The organism is Photorhabdus tasmaniensis (assembly GCF_011189505.1).
In the GTDB taxonomy this organism is placed as follows: Bacteria; Pseudomonadota; Gammaproteobacteria; order Enterobacterales; family Enterobacteriaceae; genus Photorhabdus; species Photorhabdus tasmaniensis.
The window spans coordinates 107,115-132,364 of the sequence record NZ_PUJU01000006.1; the positions used below are offsets into that span (position 1 = coordinate 107,115).

Below are 25,250 nucleotides of genomic sequence, written 5' to 3' on the forward strand. Positions count from 1 at the left end.
CTGTTAGATAGATGTTTAATGGTTAACTGAACGGCGCATACGACGTTTTTGCCGTTTGATGAAACGAGCCACCCTCCATGCATGCTTGATGCAATAGCCATACAACATAAATGCAAGCAAAAAAAGTGCCAACATTACCCATTCAGGCACAAACTCCAGCCATTCCCCGGTAATTCCAATAGCAGCGAATAAAGCAGCAGCAACAGTAATCAAGATAAATGCCTGACGTGATGAGAATCCAGCCCGCATAATCAGATGATGGATATGTTGTCTGTCAGGAGAAAATGGACTCATCCCTTTACGTAATCGACGGTACATAATGGCAACCATATCCATTAATGGAATGGCAATAATCCATAATGCAGTCACTGGATTAACAGGGCGCTCATTCCCCTGAGTAGATTCAATAAGCAACCAGATAATGGTAAAACCAATCAATGTACTGCCTGCGTCCCCCATAAACACTTTGAAACGCTGGCTTAATAAACCAAGATTAAAAATAATATAAGGGAGAATGGCAGCAATAAATGCAAAACACCATAATGCCAGTGCAGTGTTACCACTTTGATATAGTAAAATCCCTAAGGCTCCGAAAGAGACGCAGGATAACCCACCCAATAATCCATCTATTCCATCAACCATATTGAATGCATTGATGGCAGCCCAGACAGCAAATAAAGTCACAACATAACTGAACGGCCCAAGTGTCATGTCCCAAGGGCCAAAAGCATAACCAAGACTATTTAATTTCAGGCCAGCAAAATACATCATCGCAATACCAACCAGAGCCTGGATAGTTGCCCGAATCTTAACGCTGATGTCAAAACGGTCATCCAATGCACCGATAAATACCAGCACACCGGCACAAACCAAATATAACCACTTGTGAGGAATAAATTCTTTAGTGATAACAAAAGCAAAACAAACCCCGGTAAATACTGATATTCCTCCAACCAGAGGCACCAATCCCTGATGACACTTACGATAATTGGGTTTATCAACGAGACCGATTTTCTTTGCTACTTTGCGCGCTATAAACAAAAACGCAAATGAAAACAAAAAAACGCAAAAAACTTCGATATCCATGCTGAAAATATTCACGATAACAACTCTCTGTAAGAATAAAGACACCCTGATTATTTATTGTCCAAAACCCAATTCCACAGGCACCCCAGCTTGCGAAGACACTGCTTCATTATGGAAAAATTAATGGCCTTTATATCATTTTTGTGACATTTAATTTTAAATAGACGGCAGTATATGAAATGTTTGCAAAATACATACCATATTTACATAACACCATAATCGTGGATGCAAAAAACGCCACGAAATCGTGGCGCTTACTAAAATCATCGTAAACTGAGTTAAAAACTACGAACGTTTCATCATGTCAAAGAAATCGTCGTTTGTTTTGCTCATAGCCAACTTATTGATAAGGAATTCCATCGCATCAATTTCTCCCATCGGGTGAATAATTTTGCGCAGAATCCACATCTTCTGTAGCTCTTCAGTCGTGGTGAGTAGATTTTCTTTACGTGTGCCAGAACGGTTGTAATCGATAGCCGGGAAGACACGTTTTTCAGCAATTTTACGGGAGAGGAGCAGCTCCATGTTACCAGTGCCTTTGAACTCTTCGTAAATCACTTCATCCATCTTAGAGCCCGTATCCACCAACGCAGTCGCAATAATGGTCAGACTTCCACCCTCTTCCACATTACGTGCAGCACCGAAGAAACGTTTTGGACGATGTAATGCATTAGCATCTACACCACCGGTCAGTACCTTACCGGATGCAGGGACAACCGTGTTATAAGCACGAGCCAAGCGGGTAATAGAATCAAGCAGGATAATAACGTCTTTTTTATGTTCAACCAGACGTTTTGCTTTCTCAATGACCATTTCTGCCACCTGAACGTGACGGGAAGCAGGCTCATCAAAAGTAGAGGCAATAACTTCACCTTTCACCAGACGTTGCATTTCAGTGACTTCTTCTGGACGTTCATCAATCAGAAGTACCATCAATACACAATCTGGATGATTGTGAGCAATGTTAGCAGCAATATTTTGCAGCAACATAGTCTTACCCGCTTTTGGTGGAGCGACGATAAGACCACGTTGTCCACGGCCAATCGGTGCAGCCAGATCCAGAACACGGGCAGTCAGATCCTCAGTGGAACCATTACCACGCTCCATACGCAGGCGATTATTAGCATGCAGAGGAGTTAAGTTTTCAAAAAGGATTTTACTACGGGCATTTTCTGGTTTATCAAAGTTAACTTCGTTAACTTTCAACAGTGCAAAATAGCGTTCACCTTCTTTAGGTGGACGGATTTTACCTGAAATTGTGTCACCGGTACGGAGGTTAAAACGGCGGATTTGGCTGGGAGAAACGTAGATATCATCGGGACCGGCAAGGTAGGAGCTGTCTGCTGAACGGAGAAATCCAAATCCATCCTGCAAGATCTCCAGCACACCGTCACCGAAGATATCTTCTCCACTTTTCGCATGCTGCTTAAGGATAGAGAAGATAATATCTTGTTTACGCATACGGGCCAGGCTTTCCAGCCCCATCTTTTCGCCGAGTGTAATCAGTTCAGATACCGGCGTATTCTTTAATTCGGTAAGATTCATAATGGTGGGTTCTTAAACTCGGGGTATATCTCGAACTATGAACGTGAATAGTATGGCAGCGTCATCGATGCCTGTTTATTTTGTACAAAAAACAAATAAGACCTTTAATACATTATTCATATAAAAAGGTAGTAATTTGAAGTACTAAGATTGAGCTCAAATAAGACTGACAGGCTGTCAAAAACGCTGTTGAGATAATGCTGAAACATTACTGATTTCTATAAAAACTATCTCAACGTAACGAGCTATACGCCAGATTTTTCCCGTATAACCCATTGGATACTTTAGACTATCCAGAGATAACAGACTTATCAGACACTACAGATTGTTCAGTATGCAACATACGCCTAACAGATGTATGTGATACAAGCAGTGGCGCTAACTTATCACGCTTCTTTACGGACGTCTAGCGGTCAATGAAATAAATAATAGTATACGCTAAACGTCCGGTATTAATGTGATCTTACTTCAATCAGAGATTAGCATCCAAAAATTCTTTCAATTGAGTTTTTGACAGTGCTCCCACTTTGGTAGCGGCAACCTGACCGTCTTTAAACAGTAACAGTGTAGGAATACCACGGATACCAAACTTAGGAGCCGTTGCCGGATTATCATCAATGTTCAGTTTAGCAATCGTCAGTTTACCTGAATATTCTGGGGCAATTTCATCTAAGATAGGTGCAATCATTTTACATGGTCCACACCATGCAGCCCAAAAATCGACAAGAACCGGGCCAGCGGCTTTAAGCACATCAATATCAAAGCTAGCATCACTCAAATGAATAATTTTATCGCTCATTTTTTACTCCAAAGAATAATTTTTTACCATGCTAGTGTAACATTACTGACATAAGCTTGCCTTTATTTCAGTGGATACACTTTCGTAAAACAATGGTTAACTGATATTCTACCACACTATGAGTAAAACACACTTGACAGAAAAGAAGTTTTCCGACTTCGCCTTGCACCCCAAGGTCATAGAAGCTCTTGATAACAAGGGTTTTTCTAATTGTACGCCGATACAGGCACTGACATTACCTTTCACTGTCGAAGGTCGTGATGTCGCGGGGCAAGCGCAAACCGGTACTGGGAAGACGTTAGCATTTTTAGCGTCTGCTTTTCATTATTTACTGACTCATCCCGCAGCGAAGGAGCGTCAGACCAATCAGCCAAGAGCGCTGATTATGGCTCCTACCCGCGAACTGGCTGTACAGATTTATTCTGATGCAGAAGATCTGGCACAGGCAACCGGATTAAGGATGGGCCTTGCCTATGGCGGTGATGGTTACGACAAGCAGCTGAAAGTGCTGGGATCCGGTGTTGATATTCTTATCGGCACAACCGGACGTTTGATTGACTATGCCAAACAAGAGTATATCAACCTGAATGCAATTCAGGTTGTCGTTCTTGATGAAGCTGATCGTATGTACGATCTGGGTTTTATCAAAGATATTCGCTGGCTATTCCGCCGGATGCCTCCCGCAAATGAGCGTATGAACCTGCTGTTTTCTGCCACCCTCTCTTACCGGGTCCGGGAACTGGCATTTGAGCAAATGAATCATGCAGAATATGTAGAGGTGGAACCGTTACAGAAAACAGGACACCGCATCCGCGAAGAGTTGTTTTATCCCTCTAATGAAGAGAAGATGCGTCTGCTTCAAACGTTATTGGAAGAAGAGTGGCCTGATCGCTGCATTATTTTCGCCAATACCAAACATCGTTGTGAAGATATCTGGGCTCATCTGGCTGCTGACGGACATCGAGTTGGTCTGCTAACCGGTGATGTGGCACAGAAAAAACGATTACGCATTCTGGAAGAATTCAGCAACGGCAATATTGATATTTTAGTTGCAACTGATGTAGCAGCCCGCGGATTGCATATTCCTTCCGTAACCCATGTTTTTAACTATGACTTACCCGATGACTGCGAAGATTATGTTCACCGCATTGGCCGTACTGGTCGTGCAGGTGAAAGTGGTCACTCAATCAGCCTAGCCTGTGAAGAATATGCTCTGAACCTGCCTGCGATTGAAGATTATATTCAGCACAACATTCCTGTCAGCAAATATAACAGTCATGCATTGCTGAAAGATTTACCGGTTCCTAAACGCCGCCACCGCTCGCGTTCAGGGAACCATCAGCGCCGTAATAATTTATCGCATCGCAATAATACACCACGTAATAACCGTAAACGTTCAGGCTGAATTAAATGATGCTGAGTTCTTCTTCGCTCTATGCGGCTATCGACTTGGGTTCAAACAGTTTCCATATGCTGGTTGTGCGCGAAATATCTGGCAGTATCCAGATACTGGCACGAATCAAACGTAAAGTAAGACTGGCCACAGGACTGGATAAAAATAACCACCTATCTCAACAGGCAATGGAGAGAGGTTGGCAATGTCTCAGGATTTTTTCTGAACGTTTACAGGATATACCGCCATCACAAATCCGCGTTGTTGCTACAGCAACTTTGCGTATCGCCGAAAATTCAGGTGAATTTGTGAAAAAAGCATCAGAAATCCTGGGTTGCCCGGTTACCGTAATCAGCGGCGAAGATGAAGCTCGGCTTATTTATCAAGGTGTTGCTCACACGACCGGAGGCCCTGAAAAACGTTTAGTTGTAGATATTGGCGGGGCAAGTACCGAACTGGTCACTGGGAATGGTGCAAAAGCCACCCAGTTATCCAGCCTGAGTATGGGTTGTGTTACCTGGCTTGAATGCTATTTTCATGACCGTAGCTTAACGGAAGAAAATTTTGCCAAAGCCGAAGCGGCCGCACATGAAACGCTGAAACCTATTGCTTCAAAGCTTATCAAACAAGGCTGGCAAATTTGTGTCGGAGCTTCCGGTACCGTTCAGGCTCTGCAAGAAATCATGATTGCTCAGGGTATGGATGAGCTGATCACTTTGCCAAAACTCCAGGAACTCAAACATAAAGCAATTAAATGCGGTAAGCTGGAAGAGCTGGAAATAGAAGGATTGACGCTGGAGCGGGCTCTGGTTTTCCCAAGTGGTCTTGCTATCTTGATAGCTATTTTTCAGGCATTAAATATTGAAAGTATGATCCTTGCGGGCGGCGCTCTACGCGAAGGTCTTGTCTACGGCATGCTGGATTTACCGATAGAACAAGATATTCGCACCAGAACCCTACGTAATATCCAACGCCGTTTTCAGTTGGATGCTGAACAGTCTCAACGAGTCAAACAATTAGCTGAACACTTCTTACAACAAATTGCTAAACCTTGGGAGCTGGATAGCCGATGTCATGAATTATTACAGAGTGCTTGTTTGATACATGAAATTGGGCTGAGTGTTGATTTCCATCAAGCCCCATCACACGCAGCCTACCTTATCAATTACCTCGATCTCCCCGGCTATACTCCAGCACAGAAAAAACTATTAGCCACATTGCTGAAAAACCAAAGTGGCACGATTGATTTGATTTCTTTCAGTCAACAAAACGCTTTGCCTCTGAGACAAATTCAACGTTTATGCCGCCTGTTGCGGTTAGCTATCATATTCACCAGCCGTCGCCGAAATGACACACTCCCTGCTCTGGTTTTAAAAGTGAGCGGAGAAGCGCTGGTGGTAATACTGCCTCATGGCTGGCTAATGCAACACCCTTTGCGGGCGGAATCTTTACAGCAGGAAATTCAGTGGCAAAGTCATGTTCAATGGCCACTTGTTTTGGAAGAACAGATTAACTAAAACCTAAACTCAATCATTTTCCCTGTATCTCTGTGATACAGGGAGTCTTTAATATACTTACTGCTTATTTTTTTGCCCAAGACCTAAACGCGACTTGATATCCGCAATACGCGACTGCCCTTTTTGCATTCTCTCCTCAGCAGTAACGATTTTTTTATCTTGCGGCCAATGTAAGTCGTCTTGGGGCAACTCATGTAAAAAACGGCTTGGTTCAGGACGGATTAATTCACCATATTGGCGACGCTCTTTACATAAAGTAAAAAATAACTCCCGTTGGGCACGAGTGATCCCCACATAAGCCAATCGTCGTTCTTCATCAATATTCTCTTCATCAATACTGCTCTGATGAGGTAACAGGCCTTCTTCCATACCGACCAAAAATACATAGGGAAACTCTAATCCTTTAGAGGCATGCAGAGTCATCAATTGCACCTGATCAAACTCTTCACCCTCTTCACCCCGCTCCAGCATATCCCGCAATGTGAAACGCGTGACTACCTGAGATAACGTCATTGGTTCGTTCAGTTCATCACCCTCCAGCATTTCACTCATCCAAGTAAATAGCTGATTAATATTTTTCATCCGCATTTCAGCAGCTTTTGGGCTTGGTGATGTTTCGTACAGCCAACTTTCATAATCCATACCATGCAGCAAATCACGTACTGCCAGCAAAGGTTCCTGCTCAACCTGACGGGCTATCTCATCCATCCAGTGGGTAAAACGCTGTAGTGCTGCCAACCCACGACCAGTCAGACTTTGTTCCAAACCAAGGTCAAAACTGGCCTGATAGAGGCTTTTATTACGCTGATTAGCCCATTCACCCAGTTTTTGAATAGTCGCGGCACCAATTTCACGCCTTGGCGTATTAACAATCCGCAGAAATGCACTGTCATCCTCAGGATTAGTCAACACCCGCAAATAAGCCAGTAGATCCTTAATTTCAGGGCGGGCAAAGAAAGAAGTACCGCCAGAAATCCGGTAAGGAATGCGGTTTTGCATCAGCATTTTTTCAAACACCCGGGATTGATGATTTCCCCGATAGAGAATAGCGTAGTCTTGATATTGAGTTTTATTGATAAAGTGATGTGCAATCAGCTCCCCGACAACTTTTTCCGCTTCATGCTCTTCATTATTAGCCATAATGACTTTCAGCGGATCACCATAACCCAGTTCAGAAAAAAGCCGCTTTTCAAACACATGAGGATTATTAGCAATCAAAATATTAGCCGCTTTCAGAATACAACCGGAAGAACGGTAGTTTTGCTCTAGTTTGATCACATTAAGCTTCGGGAAATCCTCTTTCAGTAACACCAGATTTTGTGGTTTTGCGCCGCGCCACGAATAGATCGACTGGTCATCATCACCCACCACCATAAAACGGGCCCTTTGTCCCACCAGCAATTTAACCAGTTGATATTGACTGGTATTGGTATCCTGATATTCATCTACCAGCAAATAACGGATACGATTTTGCCAACGTTCCCTTACCTCTTCATCACGCTGCATCAGCAATGTCGGTTTGGTAATCAGATCGTCAAAATCCAAGACATTACAGCTCGCCAGGTGCAAATCATAACGGCGATAACATTCAGCAAACTGATGCTCTTGAGCAGAACGAGCCAATGCCGTGGCTTGTTGTGGGGAAAGCAGATCATTTTTCCAATTTGAAATGGAAGAGATTAATTTTTGTAGTAAATCTTTATCTTCTTCCAGTAAATCGGCTGTCAAATCTTTCAGCAGAGCCATTTGGTCCTGATCATCAAACAATGAGAAATTGCTTTTCATCCCCAACGCTTTGTACTCGCGCTTAATGATCTCCAATCCCAACGTATGGAAAGTAGAAATCATTAACCCCTTAGCCTCTTTGCGTCCCAAAGTTTGTGCTACACGCTCTTTCATTTCCCGGGCTGCTTTATTAGTAAAAGTAACAGCAGCGATATGACGAGGCTGATAACCACAAATACGGATAAGATGGGCAATCTTATTCGTGATCACTCTGGTTTTGCCGGAACCTGCCCCCGCCAGAACCAGACAAGGGCCGGTAACAAATTCAACTGCTTGTTGTTGGCTGGGATTTAATCGCATGATGTTCAATGAGTTATATCAGGACAGTGCTTCGGGGCTGGAATTGTAGCAGAAAGAGGGAGAAGAAACGCCGTTTTCTTTAATTAAGGAGCAGAAACCCTACAGGTTGATAATAATCACTTACTACTCAGCACTTGGTACATCTTTCATCTCAGCAACTATTTGTCATTAAATTTAAAGGGGAAAATTTCTTCCCCCTTTATCTTTAACTCAATCTGATATTAACCACCAACAGAAATACGTTTCATATCTGTCATGTAACCACGTAATACACGACCAACGACTTCAATGGGATGGTTACGAATAGCTTCGTTAACATCACGTAACTGGGCGTTATAAATACCGTTATCAGCAACAGGCTTACCTAAATCACCTGCCTGTAGTGAATCCATAAATTTCTCTTTCAGTAATGGAACCGCAACATGGGAGAACAGATAGTTACCATATTCGGCAGTATCAGAAATAACTACGTTCATTTCATACAGACGCTTACGAGAGATTGTATTCGCAATCAACGGTAATTCATGCAGAGATTCATAATAAGCAGATTCCGCAATAACACCGGTATCAACCATAATTTCGAATGCCAGTTCAACCCCGGCTTTCACCATAGCAACCATCAAAACGCCATGATCAAAGTATTCCTGTTCACTGATTTTGCCATCATATTGCGGTGAATTTTCAAACTGCGTGTTCCCGGTTTCCTCACGCCAACCTAACAGGTTCTTATCATCATTAGCCCAGTCAGCCATCATACCGGAAGAGAATTCACCCGAAATGATGTCATCCATATGTTTCTGAAACAGTGGCGTCATGATCTCTTTCAACTGTTCAGACAACGCATATGCCCGCAATTTTGCCGGATTAGACAAACGATCCATCATCAGGGTAATACCGCCTTGCTTTAGTGCTTCCGTGATGGTTTCCCAACCAAACTGGATCAGCTTTCCTGCATAACCTGATTCAGCGCCGTCTGCTATCAGCTTGTCATAACACAACAGTGAACCCGCCTGTAGCATACCGCACAAAATAGTTTGTTCACCCATCAAGTCAGATTTCACTTCCGCAACGAAAGAAGACTCCAAAACGCCAGCACGATGACCGCCTGTTGCCGCTGCCCATGCCTTAGCGATCGCCATACCCTCACCTTTCGGATCGTTTTCCGGGTGAACCGCGATCAAGGTAGGAACGCCAAAACCACGTTTGTATTCTTCACGAACTTCCGTACCAGGACACTTGGGCGCTGCCATTACAACCGTGATGTCTTTACGGATTTGCTCACCCACTTCAACAATATTGAAACCGTGAGAGTAGCCCAGTGCAGCACCTTCTTTCATCAACGGCTGAACTGCGCGAACAACAGAAGAGTGTTGTTTATCTGGCGTCAAGTTAATAACCAAATCAGCCTGCGGGATCAGCTCTTCATAAGTACCAACCTGAAAACCATTTTCAGTTGCTTTACGCCATGAAGCTCGTTTTTCTTCAATCGCCTCTTTACGCAAGGCATAAGCGATATCCAAACCGGAGTCACGCATGTTCAGGCCCTGATTCAACCCCTGCGCACCGCAACCGACGATGACTATTTTTTTACCTTTTAAATATCCTGCCTCATCAACAAACTCTTCCCGCGCCATAAAACGACATTTACCTAACTGTGCCAACTGCTGACGCAAGTTCAGCGTATTAAAATAATTAGCCATTAGTGACTCCGTTATCATGTTGTGTTCAGCAATCAAGTGCTGCGACTATTTTTTAGATTTCCCCACCTGATTAGGTGGTTGCATATTTTCAATATATGACATGAAAGGCATTGCTTAAATTGATATATTAACAATACTACATTGCATTTTATGCAACACTGATTATTAGGCAGGAATAAGGTGAATAGACTATGGATATACGTGATCTCAAACTGTTTCTGCATCTGGCTGAAAGCTGTCATTTTGGCCGCACAGCAAAAGCAATGCACGTCAGTCCATCCACCCTATCCCGCCAAGTCCAGCGTATTGAAGATATATTGGGGCATTCATTACTCTTACGGGATAATCGCACCGTAAAGCTAACGTTTGCCGGCGAGCAATTTAAACAGTTCTCCCAACAAACGCTGTTACAATATCAGCAACTACAGCACTCATTAAATCAACAAAATCCTTCTCTAAGTGGCGAATTACGCCTGTTTTGTTCAGTGACTGCGGCTTACAGTCACTTACCACAGATCCTTGATCGTTTCCGTGCAGAACATCCTCTGGTTGAAATCAAACTCACTACCGGTGATGCCGCAGATGCGGTCAATAAGATACAGTCTAATGATGCCGATTTAGGCATCGCCGGTAAGCCGGAAAAATTGCCAGATAATGTCAGTTTCACCAAAATCGGTGAAGTTCCGTTGATACTGATCGCGCCTTCCCTTCCCTGTACTGTACGGGCACTCGCCACACAAGAGAGCCCCGACTGGAATAACATTCCCTTTATTTTGCCGGAACACGGTCCTTCACGTAAGCGCATTGAGTTCTGGTTTCGCCACCATAAAATTAACAACCCATTGATTTACGCTACAGTGTCCGGTCACGAAGCCATTGTTTCTATGGTTGCATTGGGTTGTGGCATTGCATTAATTCCCAACGTAGTGGTAGAGAACAGCCCCGAACCAGTACGCAATCGCATATCGTTACTGAACAATATTTCTCTGGTGGAGCCATTCGAATTGGGTATATGTGTACAGAGAAAACGACTGAATGAACCCTTGATTAAAGCGTTTTGGGGGTTGTTATAAGGAACTGCATTAGCAGGTGTTTTTGTTCATTACAAGTCTGATATCACCCACTTTTGGCATTATGCCAATATACTTATGATTCATGTGACATAATTCACAAAGAACATAAAAAAATAACCATATTGTTTTCATGATAATATGTTTAATATAAGTTATAAGTAATCAATAATAATTATATGAAAAGATTAGTCCTCATTAAATTTTTGGTCATTAATTATGTTACTAAAGAAAATACTTTTAATTATATCAATTGAATAATAGCCATTTAACTCTGAGAAATTCAGGCGTTGTTGAAATTGGCTAGTAAAAACAACAATATTGAATATTCCACCGTCTGAAAACACAGTGGGAAGTGATTCTTTTTCCATGTCATAACAATATCTTATAATAATGAAATAATTTCTTTCCGGATATTACAGGAGGTATTTTTAATTTCAGAGAAAACATTTAATAATATTTCCATGATATAGTTATCAATAATAATCACTTAAGATTTAATTTAATTGAAAAATAATATCATTAATTTATCATAACTAAATAAAACAATTAATTCAAACACACAAAATGATTTAATAAAGGACAATATTATGTTACATAAAATAGACAAAGCGCCATATTTTATTAAATTCTATAAATTCCACCTACAAGATCTCGTTTTCTCTTATAATATGAACACAGAGTGGCATCACCATCCTTGTATACAATTAAGTGTATCACCACATAATTCACTCATGAGGATTGACACTGAAAATGAATCGAAACAAGCGCATGGATTCATTATTTCTTCTAATATTAAACATAAATTACATTCAGAAGGACAACTCTGTTTTAATTTACTGATAGATCCAGCCAATCCTCTATGCCATCTCTTATCACATCAGATGATGGGTTCAGATATAATATATTTAAGTCAAGAATCATCCGATTTGATAGCAAATTATTTTATTAATTGTTTACAATCAGAAACGGCTCCAGATATTTTTATCCTAAATAACCTATTAGGTGAAATAGAAGACTGTCATTGTTATCAGGATAAACGGATCATGAAAGCAGCCTCTCTTATCACTGAATTACCTGTTAAATGTATATCTTCCCGTGAAATATCAGATCAGCTCTATTTATCTGAAAGTCGGTTCTTACATCTATTTCGGGAAAAAATGGGGACTAATTTCCGTAGTTATCTATTATGGAAACGCCTACATCATGCTATTAACCAGATACATTTATCGGACTCACTGACTTTATTAGCTTGTAATAGCGGATTTTCCGACAGTGCACATTTCAGTCGTACCTGCATGATGCTATATGGGTTAAGGCCTTCTGAATTAAAAAATGCCAGTATGAATAAAACGCAACAAGCACAAAGAAAACAATCCAATTTACCATCAGTGTTAGCAGGTTTAAATTTTCCAAAGCAGAATATCTGACTCACGAATAAATAGTATTTTTGATAAATTATCCAAAATAAATAAATTCTATTTATATTTGTCATTATCAAATCCAATATGTTAGCGATTCTGTATCATTCTATTCCTAATATTATGCAATTTTAGTAATGATACAGAATTCAGGATAGCGCCATAGCAATACCATCCAATAATTCATGAATTCACAACAAATAAAACATACAGAGTGAAATATCACTATCCTGTATTAATTATTCATTTTAATGATACATGCTCTTTTAAATAATTTTCTACCCATTTAGCTACTCGACTTGTGTCTTTATAAGCACCTAACATAAGTTCAGAACCACGGCTACTCAACCATTTCCGCCCGACGATAAATAACCCAGGATAAGGTGTTTTCCCACCTTCTTCATGCCCATTTTTACAAACGAATCCATTGGCATCCGCAGCACCGGGAAGAGTTAACCACACCGTATTGTCTTTATACCCCAAACACCAGATAACAGTATCGACCTCATATTGATTGCCAGACAAATCACATAATTTATTATCTTTTATATCAACTAATCTATTCGCTATTTTTATACCAAAAGCGGCTAATCGGTGGTTTTTCAGCTCTCCACAAGGAATGGGATTACGCCGCCGCATGATTTTCCCTACCAGACTGTAATAATTGGCAAACAACAGACCGCTTTTACTTAACCACCAAAAGATATCTTTACCCATTATTCTATTAGGTAAGAGAGGACGGGAAGAACCACAAAATAACGTCACCTTCGCCGTCGCCGCTAAATCTTTGGCAATCTGGCGACCACTGGCACCATCACCAACAATAGCGACTCTGCTGCCTGCTTTAATTTGTTTAGGTTCCTGATATTGATCCGCCCCAATTTGTTGTATATCAGTAGACAGTTGCTCAGAAAGTCCCGGAATATCAGCTAATTGATTAGCACCTGTTGCATTAACCAGACAAAGTGCATTAAATATTTTCCCATCTTTTGTTTTAACGCTATAGCCACTTTTATCATGTTTCACTTCAATCACTTCAGTTTGAGTATGTATCGTTAGATTATGGTGTGAAGCATAACGCTCAAGGTAATCAGCAACTTCATGCTTATCTGGATAGCCATCTTCAATTCCAGGAAACGGCAAGCCATGAAGCTGAGTCATACCACGTGAAGTGAATAACAGCATATTATCAGGGCGTCTGCGCCACACATCACCAATACGCGCCTCTCGCTCTAATATGCAGACATTAATATTCTTAGCCGCGAGAATAGCAGCTAAACTTAATCCGGCTTGACCGGCACCCACAATTAAGCAATCCATTTTCATCATACGTACTCGTTTTTAATTCGGCATTTATCTATATTTTATTTTTATCACTATCTCAATCTTAGGACAATGAAAAAATCCACAAAAAAACATTCAATAGATCAAAAAACAACGAACTTCACAAAAATATAAAACACAATGAAAGAAATCACTTGAATTAACTGGTCATATTCGTATTGAAATGGTCATTTTGAATAAACCAGCTGTTTTTATCATAATTTTAACAAAATTAACAAAGCCATATAATGATCGGAACAATAATATAGCCAATTTATTCAATAAAATGTAATTATTAATCACTATCCTTTTTCCCTACGTAATTTATGCTTTATTGCTATAACTTATAATAAACAAAGATGAGTTTATCGACTCTTTACCCGTACCGGAGATGAAAAAATGGAAAATATCAAAAATATATATGATGGTATAAAATCCCGTGGAGGCAATCCGCTGAAATGGTTAATGGCAGATGTCGACTTTCTCTATAAGCTGTCCAAAGAAGAGCAACAAGAGTTAAAAACCTGCCTGCTTAAGGATGCGTTTGACTTTCATTATCACAATAACCCTTACTATAGAGATATTTGTGAGAAACAAAGTATTAAGCCAGAAAATATCCAGAGTTATAATGACTTAGTTCGCATCCCACTGATACCTGTTGCAACTTATAAATCAGCCGAAAGTCATCGTTTATTAAGCAAACCACTCTCTGAAATCGAACATGAAATGCGTTCAACCGGTACGAGTGGAATTCCCAGCGTTTATCGTCGTTGCCACGATACAATGGACCACACAGTACTGGCTGTTTATTCTAATTATCGCAGCATGTTCAAATTATCTGGTGGTGCAGGCCTATGCTTATGCCCTTCAACAGAAGATATTCCAGAAATGGCGCTGGTCAAGATCTTTAATTTCCTGACAGGTTTGTTAGATACCCGACGCTATATGATTAATCAGGATCGTTTTTCCCCAGAAGACGCACTGAATCAATTAATCCAATGGAAAGGCAAATTCACCCGGCATTTAATTGGCCCTCCATTCATGATCCATCGTTTTATTACTTTCTTAAAAGAGAATAACACCAAACTCACTTTAGATCGCGATAGCATGGTAATTACGATGGGAGGATGGAAACGTTTTTCCGGAGATATGATCTCCCGCAGCGAATTAAATGCAGATATCGAAGAATGGATGGGAATTCCAGTATCCCGAACTCGTGATATGTATGGTCTGGTTGAAGCAAACGTTCTCGCCATAGAAGATGAATATAACCATAAACATGTTCCTCCTTATATTCATTTCTCCGTCCGTGATCCTAATGATTTATCACGCGAACTACCTGATGGTGAAACAGGGCAATTGGTGATCCTGGATCCACTTTCTGTTTCCACCCCAGGTATGTTACTGACAGAAGATTTGGTCTACTTGCGTACCGACCCTAACAAATCCTGGCGTAATTCTCAGCGGATTCAGTTTGTTATGCGTACTGCTGCTGCTAAAGAGTTTGGTTGCTGTGCAGTCAATCTTGAGAGAAAAATGTCAGACGATGAAACTACACCCGCTGTATAAATAGCAAGGTGGAATTATGTTTAACAACATCATTATTGACAACTTTTGCAATCCTGACTGCCAAGGGACGTTATCCAGCCCCACAATTAAACTGGCGTTAGGCAATCCTGTCTGTGGTGACAAGGTTGATATCGACCTGACACTGGATAGCCAAGGACGGGTAAATAATGCCTGTTTCCGCGCATGGGGATGCACAGCATCCCTGGCAATGTCAAACCAGTTTTGTCGCCACGCTAAAGGTAAGACTCTCGAAGAATTGAACGCATTATCATCTGAGGGTATTAATGCGTTATTAGGCGAGTTAGAACCCGCCCAACAGCACTGCCTTGATATGTTGCATAAACTATTTGAGCAGCTAAAGGGAAAAATATGACCAGCCTATACTTTGACTACAACGCCACGACACCGCTCAGTGTTAAAGCCCAGTTGGCGATTAAAGATGCTTTGTCTGTTTTTGCTAATCCGTCCAGCCACTACAGTTTAAGCAACATGGCTAAAAACTTGCTCGCTGACGCCAGAAGCTCTATAGCGTCATTAATGGGCACGGTACCAGAACAAGTCCTGTTTACATCTGGAGGAACCGAAAGTAATAACCAAGCAGTATCCAGTTTGTTAGCCACGCTTCCCGGTTCGGATCTGTCTGCACATCATGTTATTAGCTCTTCTATTGAGCATCCGTCTGTCCTGGCACCGTTACTCTGGTACCAGCAACGCGGGCTGCAACTGACGCTGATCGATCCTGATAATCAAGGGCGGATATGTGTACAAAGCATCCGGGAAAACCTGCGGCCACAAACCCGCCTGATCACATTGATGGCGATTAACAACGAAACCGGTGTAATACAGCCCTATGAAGCTGTCGCCTCTTTAGCAAAAGAGGCCGGTATCTATTTACACATAGATGCAGTACAGGCTATTGGTAAACTTCCTTTTAGCTGTGACACGCTTTCTGGCATAACGACGGTCTCTTTCTCCGGCCATAAGTTTAATGGCCCTAAAGGTATTGGTGGGCTCTATCATGCTCCAGGTATTCAATTAAACCCCTTGCTGCACGGTGGCGGCCAAGAACAAGGAATACGCAGCGGCACTGAAAACACTCTGGGCCTTGCAGGACTGGCGGCGGCAGCTAAAGAATCACTGAATGGATTGCAAGAACATTTCAATACTTGCAAAACGCGCAGAGAAACCTTGCTATCTCTGCTGGAACAGCACCATGTTAACTACTTGATTAATGGCAATATAAATCCAGAATTTCAGGCTCCGTGGACACTGAATTTAAGTTTCCCTGGGGTCCGTGCTGAATCATTAGCCAGCAGACTGGATTTATGTCACGGAGTCTCTTTATCTTTAGGATCAGCCTGTAGCAATAACAAATCAACACAACGTTCTCATGTTCTGGCGGCAATGGGGCTACCTAATGATCGTATCGATAGCGCAGTACGTATCAGCTTTGGGTATACCACCAGCCAAAATGATATTGAGATGCTGGCTAGCGCGATCAAACAAGAAACTGATAACTTGCTGAAAATTTCAGGGAAACTTTTAAACTCTCAGGAATAACAGCAAAACTGTATTTAAAAGACGGTGTAGCAGAAATAACTTATTTATTCATCATGAATACCGATATTACTGCATTTAATCTCCGCCAACATTTTTTAGCTTTTAAGGGGATATTAATATGAAACTATTCGAATTACTGCAATCTCAAATTACCGAATTAACTGATATCGAACCAGAGGATATTACTCTTGACACCCTGCTTGATGATATTCACCTAGTCAGTCTGGATTTTGTCTCTATTCAGGTTGCTTTAAAAAGAGAAATGGGTATTCAGCTAAATTTCGATAAGTTCCAGCGAAATGAAACAACGACAATCGGTGATTTTGTCAATTATGTCCGTGAATTAACAAAATAATCATTATTAATGTATTTGGATGTTAGCTGTCTATGACATATCACAGCATGGCTAACATTCATTTTTGTGATGCTTTTATCTACCAACCCCATTATTTGGTTGTATTAAAAAATAAAGCATGTCACCAGGAACTGACCTTTGGAGATAATGTTTCATGAATTTTCAAACTGGCTACCACCGCGTTGTTATCACAGGCTATGGCTCTATCTGTTCTCTTGGGCAAAATACCCAAGAAATTTGGGATGCAATCCTAAACTATCGTGTAGGCTACAAAAAGGAAGTTCACCCAGATACTTCTGTCGTAGCAAAATTCTTCGGCAACATCCCTTTTCCTCCTGATGTATCACGGTTTTCCAAAAAGCTGCTAAAGAACCTGCCCAAATTCAGCAAACTTGGGCTGATTGCTGCCGATGAAGCCATCAAAATGGCATTTGGTCACGATAAAGCCGCTCTTGATGAAAGCTATTCCCCTTTTGAACGAGGTGTCATTTTTGGTACTGGCTGGGGAGGAGAAGATGCAACCGTCGAAAACAGCAATTCCTACGCTGACCAAGGTATTGCCTCACCCATGACAAATATTATGTCTATGCACAGCGTAGGTACGGCGGCTATTTCAATGAACTGGAATCTACGGGGATATCAGAATACCCCGGTGGCAGCTTGTGCAACAGGCAGTATGGCAATAGGTGATGCTTTTGAACTTATCCGTAACGGACGCACTAAAATGATGCTGGCAGGGGGCGGTGAAAGTATCAGAGATCCCTTCATCGTCTGGAGCATTGATATCCTTGGCGCACTGAGCAAAGAACAGGAATCTGTCGAAAAAGCTTGCTGTCCGTTCAGCAAAGATCGCAGTGGCTTTGTGATGTCAGAAGGTGCAGCAATATTATGTCTTGAAGATTATGACAGTGCTGTTGCCAGAGGAGCCAAAATATTGGCAGAAGTCGTCGGTTATGGCAATTACTCTGACGCATCAGATATGACAGCACCGGCACCCGATTGCCAAGGGCGGGTTATGGCAATTCAGGCGGCACTGGAACAAGCCAAACTCTCCGCATCAGATATTCACTATATCAATGCCCACGGCACATCAACCCCGTTAAACGACATTAACGAAACCGATGTTCTAAAAATGAGCCTGGGAGAACACGCTTATCATATTCCTACTTCCAGTACAAAATCCTACACAGGCCATCTTATTGCCGGAGCAGGCGCAATTGAGTCCATTTTCTGTATTAAAGCAATGGAAACCGCAACTATTCCCGCGACTATGCACTTGAATAATCCTGATCCACTCTGCGATCTGGATTACGTCCCCAACACCCACCGAACTAACCAAGTTATTGATACTACTTTAAATGTTAACTATGGATTCGGTGGCACAAACTGTGCACTTATTTTCAGGAAAGCCAGCAGATGAACGTTCAATTCAGTAAAAAAGATCTCAGTCAATGGGCTAAATTCTCTGGAGATTATAACCCCATCCATTTTGATGAAAAAATCGCAAAAGAAGTCGGATTAGGCGGTATTGCCGTACACGGTATGTTGGCAATGATCCCTCTCAAAAGCGGATACGATTACCTGTCACAACCAAACGAGGGTATGGGTAGACAGTGGCACGTTAATTTGCGAAATCCAGTGCCTCTGGATGCCTGTTATTGTGTCAAAACTAAGCACACTGACCTGAGTGGGAAAACGACCTTTAACCTGCAAGATGAAACAACCAGCCTGAAACCTTTGGTTGGTCATTATAGTCGTTTCGATTTTTCGAAAAAAACCGGCTTTCCTGAAAAACCACAGTGTCAAGTTCCTATACAAGAGACAATAAAAAAATCCATTGAATTCAAAAGCACCTTCCCCGAAGTCAATGAGTTCTGGATTTTTCTTGATGCCCTGATTTTTTATCTTTTCATGCAGCAAAGTGCAAAAACGGCACTAGCAACGGAATTTAAAACCTATTTCGGCAAACAGGGACATGATGAAACATGTCTCAAAGACCTTATCGTGTTGCATGTTATGCATACAGTGAGTTTTTCTCCAACCCTGCTCAATCGCCAAATCCCGCATGAAATGCCCAGCATCGAATATACGATCCTACCTAAGGATACATTCGACGTTGATGGCTCGTTATACGGTACGTTGGAAATCCCGATCTGGCTGAATGGAGAGGTCTCTTTAGTTGTTGAAATGAGTCTGATGGGAACCACAAAAAGAAAGCAGGTTGCCAACTAAGGTTTGATGAATTGTGTACTGACAAACGGATGGCACAAAAATTTAGAGGAATAACTTAATGAATATCAGCACACCTTGGGTTTTTGTTTCTGGAGGATCACGTGGCATTGGCAAAGGCATAGTAAAAATGCTGGCTACACAAAACTACCATGTGGTTTTTACCTACAAATCAAGCATAGATGAAGCTCAAACACTTTGTCAGGAAATTAAGCAGCAAGGTCACAGTTGTGAAGGCCATCAATGTGATGTCTCAAACGCGAAAGAAGTCTCAACCCTGTCGGCAGAACTTATCTCACGGTATAGCTCTCCCTATGCAATCATTAATAACGCCGGCATTACACAAGATGCGTTGCTGATAAACATGAAAGAAGAAGAGTGGCACAACGTGATTTCCACCAATCTTTCTTCTGTTTATTTAGTCAATCACGCTTTTCTCCCTGAAATGATTATGGCTGGAGAAGGCTGCATTATCCACATGAGCTCGGTCACCGCATTTAAAGCTAACTCAGGGCAAGTTAACTACGCAGCAACCAAAGCCGCAATGATCGGCATTACCCGCTCATTAGCTGTTGAAGTTGGCCGATTTAATGTTCGGGTCAATACCGTTGCACCAGGCTTAATTGATACGGAAATGCTGAGTCATATTCCAGCACCACATAGGAAAAAACTGTTATCTAACATTCCATTGGGCCGCTTGGGTTCAGTGGAAGATATTGCTATGACCATCAATTTCCTCCTCAGCCCGGGAGGACGCTACATTACCGGGCAAACATTCGTCATTGATGGCGGAATGACGGCCTGACCAGTTAAGCAGAATATCAATGGGTCCGTATCCATATCCTGTGGTTATTTGTACCCAGATAAATGTCTGGGTACTGATAAAAAATGCCATTAATCATTGCCAGATAGCCAATCGAGTCGCTCTGATACATATTAATAACGATAATAAATAATTTTAATACTAATAATGCTTGTGGCATTAAGTGCTAAATATTACCCATTTTCATTTTATCAAGACGAGAAGATCTTGACCTTGTAGTCAACTCCAAGGTGTTTAATCAAGCATAAACACATTAATAGTCTAATTTATTTTTGATCACAGTTATGGGAGAGGAACATGGCCGAAGAAATAGAAATAGAATCAGTTCCAGTACAATCACCTCCGCTTAATGAGAAAAAATCAAAGCGAAAGCTAGCATTAATCCTCGCAACTCTCTTATTTGTTTTTACCGGATTAGGTTACTTTGCCTACTGGTTTGTTGCATTACGCTATCATCAGGCTACTGATGATGCCTACGTTGTCGGTAATCAGGTGCAAGTGATGGCCCAAATCACCGGTAGCGTAACGTCTATCCATGCCGATAATACCGATTTCGTTCAGCAAGGAGACATTCTGCTACGTTTAGACTCTGTTGATGCAGAACATGCTGTTGAACGGGCGAAAAATATATTGGCAAACAGTGTCAGACAAACTCACCAAATCATCATCGATAATGAAAAGCTACTGGCTAATATTGAACTAAAACAGACTGCGCTACAGCAGGCCCGAGATGATTTAAAACGACGTGAACATCTGGGACTCTCCGGTGCTATTGCCAAAGAAAATCTGATTCATTCCCGTAATAGTGTTCAAATGGCAAAGTCTGAGCTGAATGTCGCCCAACAACAATATCATGCCAACAAAGCGTTAGTTATAGACACCCCATTGGAAAAACAACCAGCAATTAAACTCGCCGCTTCCCAACTCCGTGATGCATGGTTAACCTTACAGCGCACCCAGATTGTCGCGCCGGTGACTGGCTACGTTTCACGCCGCAGTGTTCAGGTCGGCTCACAAATAAAAAGCGGTGCCCCGCTGATGGTTATCGTACCGGCAGATCAACTCTGGGTCGAAGCTAACTTCAAAGAGGTTCAACTCGCCAATGTGCGTATTGGTCAGCCGGTAACTCTAATTAGCGACTTCTATGGCAATGATGTCATTTATCAAGGCCGAATCGTTGGTCTTGATATGGGGACCGGCAGTGCATTTTCTTTACTGCCAGCACAAAACGCCACCGGTAACTGGATCAAAGTGGTTCAACGTTTGCCTGTCCGTGTTGAATTGGCAGCACAACAACTTATTGATCATCCTTTACGAATTGGTTTATCCATGCACGCCACTGTCGATACCAGAAATCAAGATGGTTTGGTCCTTTCCAATACCTCTCGTCGAGGCATTGTTTATGAAACCAACGCGTTGTCTTACAACACCGGAGAAATTGATCGGCTAATTAACGAAATCATTCAAGCTAACAACAGTAAAGATGAGTGAGGTTAACATGCTAAAAGAGCCATTATCAGGAGCCAAACTTGGCTGGCTAACCCTGGCTTTAGCATTAGCCGCTTTTTTACAAATATTGGATCTGACCATTGCTAACGTTGCAATATCAACAATTGCCGGAGACCTGGGTTCATCAGTATCGCAAGGTACCTGGGTAATTACTTCATTTGCTGTTGCTAACGCGATTTCTATCCCATTAACAGGCTGGTTAGCTAAACGATTTGGGGAAGTCCGGGTTTTCTTAATATCAATGCTATTGTTTGTCATAACCTCTTGGTTGTGCGGTATCTCCAATAGCCTGGAAATGTTGATCATTTCCCGCATTCTGCAAGGCATCTCAGCCGGGCCAATCATGCCTCTTTCGCAAAGCTTGTTACTCAACAACTATCCTCCGCTAAAACGCAATATGGCACTGGCATTATGGTCAATGACTATCGTTGTTGCTCCGGTTTGTGGTCCAATACTCGGCGGTTGGATCAGTGACAGTTATCATTGGGGATGGATATTTCTAATCAACGTCCCGGTAGGCTTTGCCGTCATTGCTATCACTTGGATGCTGTTAAAAGATCGAGAAACTGAAACAAAGGTTAGGCCAATTGATGCTGTAGGGATTGTTTTATTAGTTACGGGTGTCGGTTGTTTTCAGTTATTGCTTGATCGAGGAAAGGAACTTGACTGGTTCAACTCAACAGAAATTATTGTATTAGCGATTATCGCGGCTATTGCCGTGACTTTCCTGATTATCTGGGAACTGACCGACGATGATCCGATCATTGATTTATCACTCTTTAAATCACGTAATTTTACTATTGGTACTTTATGTATCAGTTTGGCCTTTTTACTTCACATCGGCACTCTGGTTCTGCAACCTCAGTTATTACAAATGGTCTTTGGTTATACTGCTACCTGGGCAGGGTTGGTTATGGCCCCATTAGGGATGGTTCCCATAATACTTGCTCCACTCATTGGCCGCTTCGGTTCAAAAATCGATATGCGTTATTTGGTTATGTTCAGCTTTATCGTTTTTGCTCTGTGCTTTTTTTGGCGAGCTTATACCTTTGAGCTATCAATGGACTTTGCCACTGCGGCCTGGCCACAATTTATTCAGGGTTTTGCTATTGCCTGTTTAATTATGCCGCTAACAGCCATTATATTATCCGACGTTGAATCGGATAAAATCGCCTCTGCGGGTAGTCTGTTCAACTTTTTACGTACTCTGGCAACATCCGTGGGTACCTCAATTACAACGACCATATGGTCCCGCCGTGAAGCAGTCCACCACGTTCAGTTAACTGAATCGATAACCCCCCATAACCCTATTGCCCAGCAAGCCTATCAGAAAATGGAACAATTAGGGATGTCACAAGCTCAAGCCAGTAGCTCTCTGGCACGTGAAGTCACTCATCAGGGATTGATTATCGCCGCCAACGAGATTTATTGGCTATTTGGGTTTATTTTTCTGATTTTGCTGTTCTTTATCTGGCTGGCAAAACCCACGGTTGGCGCAAAGAAATAACGTGATGATAAATAAAACAAAATAAACTGGATGGCTACCTCATCAGCACTAATAACCATAGTCAAAGAATCTAGGCTATTTCCAGTGAAACCTCAGAGAATACAAAACTTTGTCAAAATAGCACCTTTCAAGGCGCTATTTTGTTGTTCTACGAAACATGTTTTTTCATCGTCAAAATGCTTATCATCATCCCGCTGTTTCAGATGCCTGGCCCATCAAAAAGAATCTAAACGCGGGCGTATCCGTCTCATCGTGATACCCATAGCCCAACGCATCAAGGTGACGCTTAAAACGCACTTCTGTTCCTGACAATTCAAATGCCGCTAACACCCGACCATAATCTGTACCATGATTGCGGTAATGAAATAATGTAATATTCCAGTAAGTTCCCAATGTTTGCAGAAACTTCAGCAAGGCCCCCGGCGATTCAGGGAATTCAAAACTATACAAGCGTTCACTCAATGGCTTCGATGGGCGACCACCAATCATATAGCGGACATGTAATTTCGCCATTTCATCATCTGAAAGATCGGCAACCTGATATTCTGCGGTCCGTAATTCCTCGATGATTTCCCGTCTCTCCACCTCACCACGACTCAATCGGACACCAACGAAAAGACAAGCTTGTTCAGGATCCGCATCCGTATAGCGGTAATTAAACTCGGTTACCGCCCGATCGCCCAATTTCTGACAAAAACGCAGAAAACTCCCCTTTTGTTCAGGAATAGTCACGGCCAACAGTGCTTCCCGTTGCTCCCCCAATTCACAGCGCTCAGAAACATAACGTAACCCGTGGAAATTTACGTTAGCACCGGAAAGAATGTGTGCCAACCGCTCACCTTTGATCTGATGCTGCTGAACATATTTTTTCAATCCAGCCAGTGCCAATGCTCCGGATGGTTCAGCAATCGCACGCACATCTTCAAACAGATCTTTTACCGCAGCACAAATGGCATCACTGTCCACCGTGATAACATCATCCACATATTGCTGACATAAACGAAAAGTTTCATCACCGATACGTTTAACAGCAACACCTTCGGCAAATAGGCCCACTCTTGATAAATCTACCGGATGCCCGGCTGCCATTGCGGCTTTCAGGCAAGCAGAATCTTCCGCTTCCACCCCAATAATTTTAATTTCTGGCATCAGCTGCTTAATCAACACAGCAACTCCGGCAACCAAACCGCCACCACCAACAGGCACAAAGATTCGATCCAGATGCACATCTTGTTGCAGTAGCTCCATTGCCAGTGTCGCCTGACCGGCGATAACATCGGGATGGTCAAACGGCGGAACAAAGGTATAGCCTTCCTGCTGTGCCATTTCTATTGCTTTAACTTTAGCTTCATCAAAATTGGCACCATATAGCAGAACTTCTCCACCAAAACTACGAACTGCATCAACCTTAATATCCGCAGTGGTGACCGGCATAACAATTAGAGCGTTAATTCCCAAACGATTGGCAGAAAGTGCGACACCCTGAGCATGGTTACCGGCTGAAGCGGTAACCACTCCCCGGCTTTTTTGTTCCTCAGTCAAACCAGAAATCATGGTATAAGCACCACGGAGCTTGAAACTGTGAACAGGCTGCCGGTCTTCCCGTTTTACTAAAATAGTATTTCCCAAACGGGTAGAAATTTTCTTCATTTCCTGTAAGGGTGTCACCTGAGCAACTTCATAGACAGGCGCGCTTAACGCCGCTTTCAGGTACTCTGCACCATTTGGTGCAGAAGTTAAGGGAAGAAATGCAACCATG

At 42.1% G+C, this 25,250-nt stretch carries 20 protein-coding genes; 13 read left to right on the forward strand and 7 right to left on the reverse strand.

The genetic code is table 11. The features are described 5' to 3' along the window. Positions 1-15 precede the first annotated feature (15 nt). The 3 genes from wecA to trxA form a co-directional block, all read right to left on the reverse strand. Positions 16-1,086, reverse strand: a complete 1,071-nt coding sequence (gene wecA / locus C5471_RS04120; RefSeq protein ID WP_207627194.1) for a UDP-N-acetylglucosamine--undecaprenyl-phosphate N-acetylglucosaminephosphotransferase — start codon at positions 1,084-1,086, stop codon at positions 16-18. A gap of 285 nt (positions 1,087-1,371) precedes the next feature. Continuing rightward, positions 1,372-2,631 (reverse strand): transcription termination factor Rho, encoded by a 1,260-nt coding sequence (rho, locus tag C5471_RS04125; protein WP_023043607.1) that lies wholly within the window; start codon positions 2,629-2,631, stop codon positions 1,372-1,374. Positions 2,632-3,103: 472 nt separating this feature from the next. Next, positions 3,104-3,430 (reverse strand): thioredoxin TrxA, encoded by a 327-nt coding sequence (trxA, locus tag C5471_RS04130; protein WP_133813922.1) that lies wholly within the window; start codon positions 3,428-3,430, stop codon positions 3,104-3,106. Between the two features lie 118 nt (positions 3,431-3,548). Here trxA and rhlB point away from each other — a divergent pair, with 118 nt between their 5' ends. Both rhlB and gppA read left to right on the forward strand, forming a co-directional pair. Continuing rightward, positions 3,549-4,835: an ATP-dependent RNA helicase RhlB gene (gene rhlB, locus C5471_RS04135; RefSeq protein ID WP_133813923.1), complete on the forward strand. Its 1,287-nt coding sequence runs from the start codon at positions 3,549-3,551 to the stop codon at positions 4,833-4,835. An 8-nt stretch (positions 4,836-4,843) separates the two neighbouring features. Further along, a complete protein-coding gene (gene gppA, locus C5471_RS04140; protein ID WP_166295661.1) occupies positions 4,844-6,340 on the forward strand; it encodes a guanosine-5'-triphosphate,3'-diphosphate diphosphatase in 1,497 nt (498 codons plus the stop codon). Positions 6,341-6,397: 57 nt separating this feature from the next. On the opposite strand, the gene rep is transcribed toward gppA, so the two are convergent. Then, entirely contained in the window at positions 6,398-8,425 is a 2,028-nt protein-coding gene (gene rep, locus C5471_RS04145; protein ID WP_133813925.1) for a DNA helicase Rep, read from the reverse strand. A 221-nt stretch (positions 8,426-8,646) separates the two neighbouring features. After that, positions 8,647-10,125 carry a ketol-acid reductoisomerase gene (ilvC, locus tag C5471_RS04150; RefSeq protein WP_133813926.1) on the reverse strand — a complete coding sequence of 493 codons (1,479 nt, stop codon included), beginning with the start codon at positions 10,123-10,125 and terminating at the stop codon, positions 8,647-8,649. A 191-nt stretch (positions 10,126-10,316) separates the two neighbouring features. Between ilvC and ilvY the strand changes: the two genes are divergently transcribed. Together ilvY and C5471_RS04160 are read left to right on the forward strand one after the other, a co-directional pair. Then, the gene (gene ilvY, locus C5471_RS04155) at positions 10,317-11,198 is read left to right on the forward strand and encodes an HTH-type transcriptional activator IlvY (RefSeq protein ID WP_133813927.1); all 882 of its coding nucleotides are present in this window, start codon (positions 10,317-10,319) and stop codon (positions 11,196-11,198) included. Positions 11,199-11,785: 587 nt separating this feature from the next. Further along, positions 11,786-12,625: an AraC family transcriptional regulator gene (locus C5471_RS04160; RefSeq protein WP_133813928.1), complete on the forward strand. Its 840-nt coding sequence runs from the start codon at positions 11,786-11,788 to the stop codon at positions 12,623-12,625. 234 nt (positions 12,626-12,859) lie between these two features. Here C5471_RS04160 and C5471_RS04165 read toward each other — a convergent pair whose 3' ends face one another. Then, on the reverse strand, positions 12,860-13,945 hold the full coding sequence (locus C5471_RS04165; protein ID WP_133813929.1) for a flavin-containing monooxygenase: 1,086 nt from the start codon (positions 13,943-13,945) through the stop codon (positions 12,860-12,862). A gap of 393 nt (positions 13,946-14,338) precedes the next feature. Here C5471_RS04165 and C5471_RS04170 point away from each other — a divergent pair, with 393 nt between their 5' ends. From C5471_RS04170 to C5471_RS04210, 9 genes are all read left to right on the forward strand, one after another. Beyond that, on the forward strand, positions 14,339-15,508 hold the full coding sequence (locus tag C5471_RS04170; RefSeq protein WP_133813930.1) for a LuxE/PaaK family acyltransferase: 1,170 nt from the start codon (positions 14,339-14,341) through the stop codon (positions 15,506-15,508). Positions 15,509-15,524: 16 nt separating this feature from the next. Further along, positions 15,525-15,881 carry an iron-sulfur cluster assembly scaffold protein gene (locus tag C5471_RS04175; protein ID WP_133813931.1) on the forward strand — a complete coding sequence of 119 codons (357 nt, stop codon included), beginning with the start codon at positions 15,525-15,527 and terminating at the stop codon, positions 15,879-15,881. Further along, positions 15,878-17,068 (forward strand): cysteine desulfurase family protein, encoded by a 1,191-nt coding sequence (locus tag C5471_RS04180; protein ID WP_133813932.1) that lies wholly within the window; start codon positions 15,878-15,880, stop codon positions 17,066-17,068. The genes C5471_RS04175 and C5471_RS04180 overlap by 4 nt, the downstream gene beginning before the upstream one ends. Before the next feature lie 118 nt (positions 17,069-17,186). Next, positions 17,187-17,423 carry an acyl carrier protein gene (locus tag C5471_RS04185; RefSeq protein ID WP_021322826.1) on the forward strand — a complete coding sequence of 79 codons (237 nt, stop codon included), beginning with the start codon at positions 17,187-17,189 and terminating at the stop codon, positions 17,421-17,423. A gap of 154 nt (positions 17,424-17,577) precedes the next feature. Then, positions 17,578-18,843, forward strand: coding sequence for a beta-ketoacyl-[acyl-carrier-protein] synthase family protein (locus C5471_RS04190; RefSeq protein WP_133813933.1), 1,266 nt, complete (start codon positions 17,578-17,580; stop codon positions 18,841-18,843). After that, positions 18,840-19,655 carry a MaoC/PaaZ C-terminal domain-containing protein gene (locus C5471_RS04195; protein ID WP_133813934.1) on the forward strand — a complete coding sequence of 272 codons (816 nt, stop codon included), beginning with the start codon at positions 18,840-18,842 and terminating at the stop codon, positions 19,653-19,655. The genes C5471_RS04190 and C5471_RS04195 overlap by 4 nt, the downstream gene beginning before the upstream one ends. Before the next feature lie 58 nt (positions 19,656-19,713). Next, complete coding sequence (fabG, locus tag C5471_RS04200; protein ID WP_133813935.1) at positions 19,714-20,457, forward strand: 3-oxoacyl-ACP reductase FabG; 744 nt, start codon at positions 19,714-19,716, stop codon at positions 20,455-20,457. Between the two features lie 315 nt (positions 20,458-20,772). Beyond that, positions 20,773-21,966, forward strand: a complete 1,194-nt coding sequence (gene emrA / locus C5471_RS04205) for a multidrug efflux MFS transporter periplasmic adaptor subunit EmrA (protein ID WP_133813936.1) — start codon at positions 20,773-20,775, stop codon at positions 21,964-21,966. A gap of 7 nt (positions 21,967-21,973) precedes the next feature. After that, a complete protein-coding gene (locus C5471_RS04210; RefSeq protein ID WP_133814259.1) occupies positions 21,974-23,491 on the forward strand; it encodes a DHA2 family efflux MFS transporter permease subunit in 1,518 nt (505 codons plus the stop codon). Between the two features lie 186 nt (positions 23,492-23,677). Here C5471_RS04210 and ilvA read toward each other — a convergent pair whose 3' ends face one another. Then, positions 23,678-25,249: a threonine ammonia-lyase, biosynthetic gene (gene ilvA, locus C5471_RS04215; protein WP_133813937.1), complete on the reverse strand. Its 1,572-nt coding sequence runs from the start codon at positions 25,247-25,249 to the stop codon at positions 23,678-23,680. Position 25,250: the final 1 nt, after the last annotated feature.